The 12403-nt window shown below is 70.8% G+C and carries 10 protein-coding genes; 7 read left to right on the top strand and 3 right to left on the bottom strand.

Features of this window, described 5'->3' with window-relative positions; translation table 11 throughout:
* Window positions 1-15: 15 nt before the first annotated feature.
* Together ABIC47_RS13480 and ABIC47_RS13485 are read left to right on the top strand one after the other, a co-directional pair.
* The gene (locus tag ABIC47_RS13480) at window positions 16-2934 is read left to right on the top strand and encodes an MMPL family transporter (protein WP_354481066.1); all 2919 of its coding nucleotides are present in this window, start codon (window positions 16-18) and stop codon (window positions 2932-2934) included.
* Window positions 2934-4811, top strand: a complete 1878-nt coding sequence (locus ABIC47_RS13485) for a YhgE/Pip family protein (RefSeq protein ID WP_354481068.1) — start codon at window positions 2934-2936, stop codon at window positions 4809-4811. The genes ABIC47_RS13480 and ABIC47_RS13485 overlap by 1 nt, the downstream gene beginning before the upstream one ends.
* A gap of 78 nt (window positions 4812-4889) precedes the next feature.
* Here ABIC47_RS13485 and ABIC47_RS13490 read toward each other — a convergent pair whose 3' ends face one another.
* Window positions 4890-6044, bottom strand: coding sequence for an SLC13 family permease (locus ABIC47_RS13490; RefSeq protein ID WP_354481069.1), 1155 nt, complete (start codon window positions 6042-6044; stop codon window positions 4890-4892).
* A gap of 62 nt (window positions 6045-6106) precedes the next feature.
* Between ABIC47_RS13490 and ABIC47_RS13495 the strand changes: the two genes are divergently transcribed.
* A complete protein-coding gene (locus ABIC47_RS13495) occupies window positions 6107-6325 on the top strand; it encodes a hypothetical protein (protein ID WP_018190568.1) in 219 nt (72 codons plus the stop codon).
* A 129-nt stretch (window positions 6326-6454) separates the two neighbouring features.
* Entirely contained in the window at window positions 6455-6916 is a 462-nt protein-coding gene (locus ABIC47_RS13500; protein ID WP_354481071.1) for a hypothetical protein, read from the top strand.
* A 58-nt stretch (window positions 6917-6974) separates the two neighbouring features.
* On the opposite strand, the gene ABIC47_RS13505 is transcribed toward ABIC47_RS13500, so the two are convergent.
* Window positions 6975-8351, bottom strand: a complete 1377-nt coding sequence (locus ABIC47_RS13505) for a glucose-6-phosphate dehydrogenase (protein WP_354481072.1) — start codon at window positions 8349-8351, stop codon at window positions 6975-6977.
* A gap of 29 nt (window positions 8352-8380) precedes the next feature.
* Between ABIC47_RS13505 and ABIC47_RS13510 the strand changes: the two genes are divergently transcribed.
* Genes ABIC47_RS13510 through ABIC47_RS13520 form a run of 3 tightly spaced genes read left to right on the top strand, consistent with a single transcriptional unit; the run spans window position 8381 to window position 10958 of the window.
* Window positions 8381-10156 (top strand): glycoside hydrolase family 15 protein, encoded by a 1776-nt coding sequence (locus tag ABIC47_RS13510; RefSeq protein WP_354481074.1) that lies wholly within the window; start codon window positions 8381-8383, stop codon window positions 10154-10156.
* Window positions 10153-10455, top strand: coding sequence for an ATP-dependent Clp protease adapter ClpS (gene clpS, locus ABIC47_RS13515; RefSeq protein WP_018190564.1), 303 nt, complete (start codon window positions 10153-10155; stop codon window positions 10453-10455). The genes ABIC47_RS13510 and clpS overlap by 4 nt, the downstream gene beginning before the upstream one ends.
* Entirely contained in the window at window positions 10452-10958 is a 507-nt protein-coding gene (locus ABIC47_RS13520) for a DUF2017 family protein (protein ID WP_354481075.1), read from the top strand. The genes clpS and ABIC47_RS13520 overlap by 4 nt, the downstream gene beginning before the upstream one ends.
* Window positions 10959-11195: 237 nt before the next feature.
* Here ABIC47_RS13520 and ABIC47_RS13525 read toward each other — a convergent pair whose 3' ends face one another.
* Window positions 11196-12317, bottom strand: coding sequence for a baeRF11 domain-containing protein (locus ABIC47_RS13525; RefSeq protein ID WP_354481076.1), 1122 nt, complete (start codon window positions 12315-12317; stop codon window positions 11196-11198).
* Between the last annotated feature and the right edge of the window lie 86 nt (window positions 12318-12403).

Here is a 12403-nt window from a genome sequence, read left to right on the forward strand (position 1 = left end):
TCCACTGGAGAACGCGTGTCCTCGCTCCTGTATTCGGTCGGCCGGTGGGCCTACCGCGCCCGCGCCCTCGTCGTCATCGTCTGGATCGGCCTGCTTGCCCTCCTCGGCGGCGGCGCTCTCCTCTTCAATCAGGGCACGGACAACAGCTTCAGCATTCCGGGCACCGAGTCGCAAGAGGCGCTCGACACGCTGAGCCGCACCTTCCCGCAGGTCAGCGGCACCACCGCGCAGATCGTCGTCGTCGCGCCGGAGGGCCAGACGGTGGACGACGGCGACATCAAGCAGCCGATCGAGGACACGGTCGACCAGCTGAAGGACGTCAATGGCGTCTCCGGCGTCAGCTCGCCCTACTCCACCCAGGTGAAGAACCTGATCTCCGACGACCGCTCGGCGGCCATCATCACGGTCCAGTTGAAAGGCCAGATGACCACGGTCACCGACGCGACCAAGACGGCCGTCAAGGATGCGGGGGCCGATCTCGCGAAGCAGCTGCCCGACGGCTCGAAGTCGGCCGTCGGCGGTCAGCTGTTCTCGCAGAACCTGCCGACACTCTCGGTCATCGAACTCGTCGGCGTGCTCATCGCGCTCGTCGTGCTCATCCTGACGTTCGGCTCGTTCCTCGCGGCCGGGATGCCTCTGCTCACCGCGATCCTGGGCGTCGCCATCTCGATGTGCCTGATCTTCATCGCGACGCTGTTCGGCTCCATCTCGTCGACGACGCCGATGCTCGCCCTGATGCTCGGCCTGGCCGTCGGCATCGACTACTCGCTCTTCATCATCTCGCGGCACCAGGCGCAGCTGAAGTCGGGGGTGCCGCCGGAGGAGTCCGCCGCGCGCGCTGTAGCGACGGCCGGATCCGCCGTGCTGTTCGCCGGTATCACGGTCATCATCGCCTTGGCCGGCCTCGCCGTCGCCAACATCCCGTTCTTGACCACGATGGGCATCGCGGCGTCCGTCGGCGTCGCGGTCGCCGTGCTCGTCGCACTGACCATGACGCCCGCCCTGCTCGGCTTCGCCGGGGCGCGGCTCACGCCGGGTCGCCGGAAGGCGGCGCGCGCCGCGAAGCGCGGGGCGACGGCGGCTGCGGTCGAGGGTGCGACGGAGGCCGAAACGGCACAGGCCGCTCCTTCCGCTGCGGACTCCCCCGAACCCGTGGATGCGTCCGCGCCGTCGTTCGCCCACGCCGCGAAGGCCGACATCCCGCCCGGGTTCTTCCGCGGCTGGGTGCGTGCCGTCATCCGCTTCCCGATCGTCACCGTGGTCGCCGTCATCGTCGCCCTGGGGATCGCCGCCCTGCCCGCCCTGCAGCTGCGGCTCGCGCTTCCGGACGCCGGCTCGCAGCCCGAGGGCGCTCCGGCGCGCGTCGCCTACGACCTCGTCTCCGACCACTTCGGCCCCGGTTACAACGGTCCCCTGATCGTCACCGGCTCGATCATCTCCAGCACCGACCCGGTCGGTCTGATGACCAAGATCGGGGATGAGATCGCCGACCTCCCCGGCGTCGCCTCCGTCCCGCTCGCCACGCCGAACGCGACCGCCGACACCGGCATCGTGCAAGTCGTTCCGACCACCGGGCCGAACGACCAGAAGACCGCCGACCTGGTCGCCGAGATCCGCGCGAAGCACCAGCACTTCCTCGACGAGTACGGCGTCGACCTCAAGGTCACCGGCAACACCGCCGCCCAGATCGACGTGTCGTCGCGGCTGGCCGGCGCACTCCTGCCCTTCGGCATCCTCGTGGTCGGGCTCTCCCTCATCCTGCTGACGATGGTGTTCCGCTCGATCGCGGTCCCGATCAAGGCCGCACTGGGCTACCTGCTCTCGGTCGGCGCCGCGTTCGGAGCAGTCACGGTCGTGTTCGAGTGGGGCTGGCTGGCCGACCTGCTGCACGTCGACAAGACCGGGCCGATCATCTCGTTCATGCCGATCATCCTGATGGGCGTGCTGTTCGGGCTCGCGATGGACTACGAGGTGTTCCTGGTCAGCCGCATGCGCGAGGACTACGTGCACGGCGGCGACGCCCGGCGTGCCATCCAGAGCGGGTTCGTCAGCTCCGCCAAGGTCGTCACCGCGGCCGCGATCATCATGATCTCGGTGTTCGCGGCCTTCGTCCCTGAGGGCGACGCGTCCATCAAACCCATCGCGCTCGGCCTCGCCGTCGGCGTGTTCGTCGATGCGTTCATCGTCCGGATGACGCTGGTCCCGGCGGTGCTGCAGCTGCTCGGCGAGAAGGCGTGGTGGATGCCGCGCTGGCTCGACCGCATCCTCCCCTCGTTCGACGTGGAGGGCGACGGCCTGCAGAAGGAGCTGGAGCTCGCGAACTGGCCGGTGGGCGGACAGAACCTCGTCGCCGCGGCCGACGGGCTGACCGTCAGCACCCGCAAGCGGCGCCTGGTGGGCGACGTGTCCTTCCGGCTCGCCGACGGCGAGGTGCTCGTCGTGCACGGCGACGACCGCACTGCGGCCGTCGCGCTGCTGATGGCCGTCACGGGCCGCACGCCGGTCGACGGCGGAACCGTCAAGGTCGCGGGCCTGGTGCTGCCCGTCCGGGGCGCCGCCGTCCGCTCGCGCACCGCCATCGTGCGGCTGGATGCGGCCGAGACGCCGGTGGAGGACCTCCGCCACGCGCTCGCCGGCCGCCCGCAGCTGCTGGCCCTCGACGCCGTCGACTCGGTCACCGACCCGATCGAGCGCCGCCGCATCCGGGCAGAGTTGACCGCGGCGCTGAGCCGCGCCCGGGTCGAGGAGCGCCCGTTCGCGCTCGTCGTCAGCTGCGTCGAGCCCGCGGGCCTCGACGATCTGCTGCCCGAGAGCGCCGAGCCGACCGAGGTCGACCTCTCCGCCGGCCCCGGCCCGCGCGCCGTCATGGCTCCCGACCTCACCGACCCCGACCGCGCCGAGCACGGCGCCCACCTCGAGAAGACGAACGCCTGATGACCACCCCCTCCTCCCGCCTCCGCCGCCCGCGCTCGCTGTTCTCGCTGGAGCGCATGCGCTCCGACAAGCGCGTCACCTGGCTGACGATCGTCGGCCTCCTGCTCGTCCCCATCACCATCGGCGGGCTGCTCGTCTGGGCGCTGTGGAACCCGACCGAGCGCCTGCACGACGTCAAGGCCGCCGTGGTGAACCTCGACCAGCCCGTCAAGGTGAACGGGCAGACCGTGCCGCTCGGCCGTCAGCTCTCCGCCGGCCTCCTCGACTCCAAGAACGACAACTTCACCTGGGTGCTGACGGACAAGAAGGATGCCGACAAGGGCATCGACAGCGGCGAGTACGTATCGGTGGTCACCATCCCGGAGAACTTCTCGAAGGCGGCGACCTCGACCGCGGGAGCCGCGGCCGACGCCACGCAGGCCACCATCGACGTCCGCACCAGTCCCGACTCGAAGCTGGTCGACCCGGCCATCAGCCAGGCCGTCACGACGACGGCGACCTCCGTGCTCAACAAGCAGCTGACCTCCACGTACATCGAGAACGTCTACGTCGGCTTCAACACTCTTGGCGAGCAGCTCGGCAAGGCGGCGACGGGCGCCGACCAGCTCGCCGGCGGCCTGACGCAGCTGGCGAGCGGGACGCACCAGCTCGCGGACGGCGCAGCGCAGCTCTCGACGGGAGCGTCGTCGCTCGCCGACGGAATCTCGCAGCTGTCCGACGGAACATCGGGGCTCGCCGACGGACTGAACACGCTCGCGTCCAACGGCGCGGCGGTCGACGGAGGTGCACAACAGCTCGCGGGGACGGCCGCCACGATGTCCTCCAGCCTCACGACCGCCACGAACGGGATCAACGCGGCCGTCGCGCAGAACTGCGCGCCGCCGGCCGACCCCGCCGTGGGCGCACTGTGCGCCCAGCTGTCCGCTCAGCTGAAAGACCTCAACACAGCGCAGGCCTATGGAGCCGGCCTCGCATCGGGTACGCAGACCTTCGCCGGGCAACTCGGGCAGTACACCGGAGGCGTATCGCAGTCGGCGTCCGGCGCGCAGCAGCTGGCGAGCGGCGCATCCCAGTCGGCGGACGGCGCGCAGCAGTTCGCGACCGGGGTGAAGCAGCTCAGCGACGGCATCCCCGCCCTCGCCTCCGGCGCCGACCAGTCCGCGTCCGGCGCGTCGTCGCTCGCCTCCGGCCTGCACGCGGCGGTCAAGCAGCTCCCGAGTTACGACAGCGGCGAGCGGACCAGTCTCGCGAAGGTCGCGGCCGAGCCGGTGACGCAGAAGGCCTCCGGCGAGACCGCGTTCGGCACGGCGAGCATCCCGCTGTTCGCCTCCGTCGCACTGTGGCTCGGTGCGCTCGCCACGTTCCTCGTGCTCCAGGCGCTCTCGCGCCGCGCGCTGCTGACCTCGCGCGCGGCCGGACGCATCGCGCTCGACGGATTCCTCCCCGCCGCAGCACTCGGCGTCGTGCAGGGCGTGCTGGTCGCGGCCGTGCTGGCACCGGCGCTCGCGGTCGACGCGGGCCACTGGTTCGGCTTCGCCGGACTCGCGGCCGCCGCCGGCATCGCGTTCGCCGCGGTCAATCACGGCCTGGTCGCCCTCCTCGGCGGTGTCGGACGGTTCCTGTCGATGCTGGTCGTCGTGGTGACCCTCGCCTCGGGCATCGTGTCGACCGCTCCCGGTTTCTTCGACGCCGCTCTCCCCTGGCTTCCGACCGCGCCGGCCATCACCGCGCTGCAGGGGGCGATCGACGGCTCGGCGGACGCCTGGCGTGGCCTGGGCGGGCTCCTGCTGTGGGCCGCATTCGGGTTCGCCCTCGCGCTGATCGCCGTCGCCCGACGCCGGGTCGTGCGCGCCGCGCAGCTGCTGCCGGCCGAGTAGCCGCATCCGTGGGGCGCGACGCGCCGTTATCGCGGGGCGATAACGGCGTGTTGCGGCCCACAGACCGTCGGGGCCGGGCTAGACGGTCAGCGAGAGCGCCAGGGTCGCGAGGACGACCGTGACCGGCGCAACGATCAGGCCGAGGAGCATGTACCGGCTCCAGCGGATCTCCACGTCGAACGACGTCAGCCGCTGGTGCCAGAGCAGGGTCGCGAGCGACGCCCACGGCGTGATCAGCGGACCTGCGTTGACGCCGATCAGCAGCGCCGCCAGCCGCGCAGGGGTGTCGGCCACCGGCTCCAGCGCCAGGTACGCGGGCAGGTTGTCGATGGCGTTCGCGCCGACCAGCCCGGTCAGCGACAGGCGCAGCAGGGCCAGCGGCGACTCCCCCGTGCCCGAGACCGCCGCCATGAGGGTGGCGAGGCCGGCCGCGTGGAGCGCCTCGATGAACAGGAAGAGGCCGGAGGCGAGCAGCACCAGTTGCCAGGGCACCAGCCCGAACCGCAGCACCTGCCGGCGGCGGAACAGGAAGACCACGCCGAGGACGACCGCGGCGATGCTCGTCGGCAGCCACACCGGCAGACCGGAGACGAGGAGCGGGACGAGCGCGACGACCACGGCGCCGGAGATCCAGAACAGCACCGGGTCCTCGATGCCGTCCTCCTCGCCCGTCTCGTACCGGACCAGCAGCGACTTCCGCGCGATCACGAACACGACGACCATCGGCACGATCATCGCCACCAGCGCGGGCGCCAGCATGAGGGCCGCGAAGGCCGCAGGGGTGGGGTCGCCCATGGCGTGCTGGGCCAGCAGGTTGGTGAGGTTGGAGACCGGGAGCAGCAGGGATCCGGCGTTCGCCATCCACACGGTCGTCAACGCGAACGGCAGCGGGTTGAGCCCGGCGTGCCGCGCCATGACGATGACCACGGGCGTGAGCAGCACCGCGGTGGTGTCGAGCGACAGGAAGATCGTGCTGAGCGCGGCGACCACGACGACCAGCAGCCAAAGCACCCAGGCCCGTCCCCGCCCCCAGCGCGCCGTCTGCTGCGCGAGGACGGTGAAGACGCCGGCTTCCGCCGCGAGTTCCGTCACGACCGTGATGGCGACGACGAACAGCAGGATCGGCCACACTCGGTCCCACAGCTCGACGGCCTCAGGGACGGGTAGCAGCCCGGTGGCCACGGCGATTCCGCCGAGCACGAGGAGCACGGCGCCCACGATCGCGGTGCGCATCCTCCTCCTCCCGGTCCCGACTTTGGAAGCGTACGCTACGGGACGACCCCGAAAGGACCGGCATGCGCAAGTACCTCTTCAACGGAGCCGTGATCAGTGCGGCGATCGGCCTGTGGACCACCATCCAGTCGTCCAAGAGCGGACCGCGCGACTGGCGCATCCCGCTGATGTGGATCAACGCGGCGATCTCGCTGACGCTGGCGATCGGAGCGGTGCTGCAGGAGTCGAAGGAGGCGTCCGAGCGCGAATCCACCCCCCTCGGTTCGCGAAAAGGGCGTTGACCCGCTGATTTCCGCCGAAATCCCCGGCGTGTTGCGCCGTGTCGCAACACATGTGTCCAGGACACTTGTATACAACGGTGAACCTGGAAGGGGTGCGCGATGTTTGGTCGGAGGCGACACGCTGCGGCAGTGCCGGCGGCTCCTGTTCCGCAGCTGACGGACGCCCAGATCCTCGAGCTCGTGCACACCAAGGTGGCGGAGCTCATCGGCGAGAAGGGCGAGTGGACCGTGGTCCGCCGCGCTCACGACGACACCGACACCATCTTCCACTCGATCCTCGCCCAGTCGGTCTCGGTCGGCATCGCCGCCGCGATCGCAGACGCCCGTCGTCGCCTCGAGGCCGGTGAGAGCCTCACCGAGCCGCAGCACCTGGCCGCGGCCGTCGCGGACGAGCCCGTCGTCGTCACGGCCGAGGTCGTCGAGACCGCGCCCGCCGCACCCGTCGTCGAGACCGCTGCAGCAGAGGTTGCGACGCCGGAGGCCGAGCCCGCCGCCTTCGGCTGGGAGCCCGCGCCGATCACGCAGTGGACGGACCTCCGCAAGCCGGTCACCGGCGAGTTCCCGGTCGTCTCGCACCGCTCCGCGGCCTGAGCCGGCCGGATCGGTCCACTCCCCGATCGACCCACTCCCGGATCAGCCCACTCCCCGATCAACTCAGCGGCGCCCAGTCCTCCGGACCCTCCGACCCTGCCGGATACTCCTCCAGCGGCACGCGATCGTCGTGCCACGCGGTCAGCACCGGCTCCACGATCCGCCAGCACTCCACGGCCGTGTCCGCGCGCACCGACAGCGACGGGTCCCCGTCGAGGATGCCCTCCAGCACCTCGCCGTAGGCCAGCAGCGCGCCGGGACCGAAGTCGGCGGTCAGACTGGCACGCTCCAGCTCGTACGGGTTGTCGGTGCCGTTGATGTTGATGTCCAGGGACATCGAGTCCGGGGCGAACATCAGCCGCAGCTGGGCCGGCTCGGTCGCGCCCTTCAGCCCGGTCGGCACGTGCTGGGCCGGCACGAAGGTGATGACCATCTCGCGTCGGCGGCTGCCGAGGGCCTTACCCGACCGGAGGGTGAACGGCACGCCCTTCCACCGCCACGTGTCCACCTGCAGCGTGACCTCGGCCAGGGTCTCCGTCTCCCGCTTCGGGTCGACGCCGCTCTCGTCGGCGTAGGCCGGCAGGGTCTTGCCGTCGATCTCCCCCGCCGCGTAGCGGGCTCGCCTACTCGCTGTGACCGGGTCGCCGCCCCACACCTTCGTCGCACGCAGCACCAGCTGCTTGGCATCGCGCAGGTCCGCCTCGCCCAGCGTCGACGGCGGCTCCATGGCCAGGACCGCCATGACCTGCAGCAGGTGGCTCTGGATCATGTCGATGAGGGCACCGGCGCCGTCGTAGTAGCGCGCGCGTCCCTCCAGGGCCAGCGTCTCGTCGTAGATGACGTCGACGCGCTCGATGTGCAGACCGTCCCAGAGCGGCTCCAGGATGCTGTTCGCGAACCGCACGCCGAGGATGTTGAGCACGCTGGAACGCCCGAGGAAATGGTCGACGCGGTGGATCTGGTCCTCCGGGACGAGCTTCGCGAGCTGCGCGTTCAGGCGGATGGCGCTTTCACGGTCCGTGCCGAACGGCTTCTCGAGGGCCAGCGTGAGACCCTTCGGCAGGTCGAATGCGCCGAGCGCGTCGCACGCCTTCGCCGTCACGGCCGGCGGAAGGGCGAAGTACAGCGCCGGGACGCCTTCCACACTCGCGAGAAGCGACTTCAGGTCGTCCGCGCTCGTGGCGTCGCCCTTCACGTAGCGGGTGCCGGCGAGCAGGCGCTCCACCGCATCCCCCTTCGCGTCGACCGTCGCGAACGACGTCATGACGATCTTCCGCCACGCGTCGTCGTCGAGGTCGTCACTGCTGGAACCCACCAGGGCGAACGCGCGATCCGGCTGATCGGTGAGCAACTGTCCGATGGCGGGGAGCAGGAGCCGTGACGTGAGGTCGCCGGATGCTCCGAGAATCACAAGAGTGTCCACGGACTGCGTCATGCCGTTCACAGTACGTCCATACTGGGAATATGTCGCTCCCCATCGAGGATTACGCCCTGATCAGTGACTGCTTCACCGGGGCCCTTGTCGGGAAGGACGGAAGCATCGACTGGCTGTGCCTGCCCCGCTACGACTCGCAGTCCATGTTCGGCGCCCTCCTCGGCACCGAGGACCACGGCCGCTGGCTCGTCGCCCCGGAGGACGCCTCGGCAACCAGCACGCGTCAGTACGAGAAGGACACGATGATCCTCGTCACGCGGTGGCGCACCGCGGACGGCGAGGTCGAGGTCGTTGATGTAATGCCGATGGGCGATCACCGCGCCGACATCATCCGCCGCGTCCGCGGTGTCAGCGGCACGGTGCGGATGCGCCAGGACCTGCGCATCCGGTTCGGGTACGCGACGGCCATCCCCTGGGTCCGCCAGGACAAGTCCGAGCGGCCGCACGCCCTCATCGCGGTCGCCGGGCCTGACGCGATCGTCGTGCGCGGTTCCGAGCTGCACGCGGCGAACCACTCGCATGAGGGGTCGTTCACGGTTCGCGCCGGCCAGACCGTCGACCTCGTGCTCACCTGGTTCCCCTCGCATCGCGACGCCCCGCCCGCGCTCGACGTCGAGAAGGCACTGCAGCACACCCGCGAGTGGTGGACGGACTGGGCAAGCGGCTGTGCGCACGATGGGCCGTACCGCGACGAGGTCGTGCGGTCGCTGCTCCTCCTCCGCGCGCTCTCGCACCTGGAGACCGGCGGCATCGTCGCCGCGGCCACGACGTCCCTCCCCGAGGCGTTCGGCGGTCAGCGCAACTGGGACTACCGCTACGTGTGGCTGCGGGACGCCTCGCTCACCATCGGCGTGCTCCTCGATCACGGCTACAACGACTACGTCGACCACTGGCGCGACTGGCTGCTCCGCGCGATCGCCGGCGACCCGGGCGATGTGCAGATCATGTACGGGCTCGCCGGGGAGCGCGACCTCGCCGAGCGGATCATCGACAGCCTGCCCGGATACCAGGGCGCGCATCCCGTGCGGATCGGCAACGGCGCATCCACTCAGTTCCAGGCGGACGTGATCGGCGAGGTGATGCTCGGCCTCGACCGCGGCCGCCGCGCGGGAAACGCCGAGACCCGCTTCTCGTGGGCACTCCAGCGCGCGCTGATGGGCTACCTGGAGCAGCACTGGCGCGACCCGGACCACGGTATCTGGGAGATCCGCGACAAGCCGCAGCAGTTCACGCACTCGCGCGCGCTCGTCTGGGCGGCGTTCGACTGCGCCATCCGCGGCGTCGAGGAGTACGGCCTCGACGGCCCGGTCGAACGCTGGAAGCGCGAGCGCGACGCCATCCGCGCCGACATCGAGGCGAACGGCTGGGACCCGCACCGCGGGACCTACGTGCAGCACTACGGCACGACCGCCGTGGACGCCTCCCTGCTGCAGCTGGCTCAGGTCGGCTACGTCGACGCGGACGACCCGCGGATGCTCGGCACCGTGCGCGCACTCGAGGAGGATCTGCTGCGCGACGGCCTGCTGCTGCGCTACCGCACCGAATCCGGAGTGGATGGGCTGCCGCCCGGCGAGCATCCCTTCCTGGCCTGCTCGTTCTGGCTGGTCGAGCAGTACGCCCGCTCCGGCCGTGCTCAGGACGCGACGCGGCTCATGGACCGGCTGGTCGGCCTGGCGAACGACGTCGGTATGCTCTCCGAGGAATACGACGTCGACGGACGCTCCCACGCGGGCAACACGCCGCAGGCGCTGACCCACCTGGCGCTGGTGCGCGCGGCGGACGCTATCGCGGAGGCGACCGGATGACGGACGCCGGCACGCTGGAGCAGACCGGAACACGGGAGCAGACGGATGAGCTCCTCGAACTGGGCTCACCGTGGGTGACGATCGTCTGGAACGACCCCGTCAACCTGATGAGCTACGTGACCTACGTGTTCCAGACCTACTTCGGCTTCCCCAAGGCAGAGGCCGAGCGGCGCATGATGCTGGTTCACACGGAGGGCCGCGCGGTCGTCGCGACGGGCACCCGCGAGGAGATGGAACGGCACGTGGAGGCCATGCACGAGTACGGCCTGTGGGCGACGCTGCAGAAGGCGGACGCGTGATCCCGTTCCACCGGAGGCGGCGCGACGGTCGGGTGGTCGCCTCCTTCACCGCGGACGAAGCACGTCTGCTGCTGTCGCTCGCCGACGAGGCGGCCGGGCTGGCGCGTGCCGCCGCGACCCCCGACGGACCGCAGGCAGACCCGGCGCTCGGGCGCCTGCTGCCCGACGCGTACCCGGACGACCCGGAGGCGTCAGCGGAGTTCCGCCGCTTCACCGCGGAGGGGCTCGCCGACCGCAAGGAGCACAACGCGCGGCTGATGGCGCGGACGCTCGGCGAGCCGGTCGGCAGACGAACCGAGGTGGCGCTCGACGACGCCGAGGCGAGCGCGTGGCTGCGGACGATCACCGACCTCCGGCTGGTCCTCGCGGCGCGGCTCGGCATCCACGAGGACGGCGACGAGGGCGACATCCACGACGAGGAGTCGGCGATGCAGCGCGCGGTCTACGACTGGCTGGCCGCGGTGCAGGAGTTCCTCGTGCTGGCGGTCCGCCCCCGTCGCTGACGCGCGCCGCCGGAAACGGAGGTGGACGCGGGCGGAACCCGGTCCGGGGGCCTCCGTTTCCCTCCTCGCGCCGGTGCGTCGTCTCCCTTCTCCTCCCTTTCCAACGCCGTCGGAAACGGAGGAGAAACGCCCGGTCGATCGGTGTTTTCGCCGGGGACGGAGGGGATGCGGGCGGAGCACGGCCCGATGACCTCCGTTTCCGACGGCGTCGGAAAGGGAGGAGAACCGGAAGCGCGGTCAGACCGGGAAGCGGACCGCGGCAGCGGCCGCACCGCCGCCCGGCACGTCCTCCGCCCGGAGCGCATAGACCTTCGCTTTCGAGGCGAGCGCACGGCGGAGGATCTCGTCCACCACGCCGTACTCGCCCGGGGTGTCGTCATCGCCGAACGTGATCGCGCCCGTCTCGTCGTCGACGGTGCCCGGCACCCGGCGGTCGATGTCGATGACAAGCGACTCGACCGCGCCGAAGGTCGCGGCGCGCGCGATGTCGCTGAGATCGACGAGAGCCGTCCCGGCGGCGATGCGCGCCTCGTACGTCTCGCGGAGCGCGGCGACCTTGCTGGCGTACAGGCGATCGAGCACGCCGCGTGCCGCCGCGGCGAGCTCCTCGTCGGTCTTGTCCTCCGGATTGCCGCCGATCACCTCGGAGACGAGGTGCGGATGCTCCCCCGCCCCCTTGAAGATGCCCAGCAGCGGCTCCGCGGCGGCGAGGATGAGCGGCTCGGTCGAGTTGGCGAGCAGCGGGTGCAGGGCGCGCTCGATCGCCTGCACGTACTCCAGCATCCGCACCTTGTGCCCTTCAGAGCCCTGGATGCGCCCGTCGGCCTGCCGTCCGCTGATCGACGGCAGTCCGACGGCCGAGGCCGCATCCGTCGGCATCCCCGGCACGTCGATCCGCTCGGGCGACTGGTCGGGCGTGATCCGCAGCAGGCGCACCGAGTTGCCTGCGAGGGCGAGGATGAGCGCGGTCTGCGGGAACGTGAGCGCACGCAGCAGCGGCTTCACGTAGAAGCGGTCCGCGATCTCGCACGCGGTGGTCAGCCGGTTCGGGAGGCGGAAGGTCTCTGCCAGCTCGCCGTCGAGGAACACCGCGAGCGACCGGGACTGGTAGCGCCAGAAGTCGCGGTCGTCGAGGATCCGCTCCCCCTCCGCCTGGACGCGCTGCATGCGCGACCGCGGCACCTCGAGCTTCTCGAGTGCCCGCTGGGCCGACGCCAGGTGGTTCTTCAGCTCGATGCGGGCGCGGTCGGCCTCGGCCGGGGTCGTCCCGGTCGGCAGGTAGACGCTGACGCATCCGGGTTGCCGGAAGCCGGCTATCCGTTCGACGTCGGCCTGGGTCGGGATGTCCTTGTACTCCACGGAAGTCCTCCTGCCCCGCCGTCATGGCGTGGTCGATCGCGGTACGGTGCGGCCAGTCTCGTCGCGCGACGGGGGCCTTCACAAGA

The sequence above is a fragment of the Leifsonia sp. 563 genome, assembly GCF_040545055.1.
Lineage (GTDB): Bacteria > Actinomycetota > Actinomycetes > Actinomycetales > Microbacteriaceae > Leifsonia.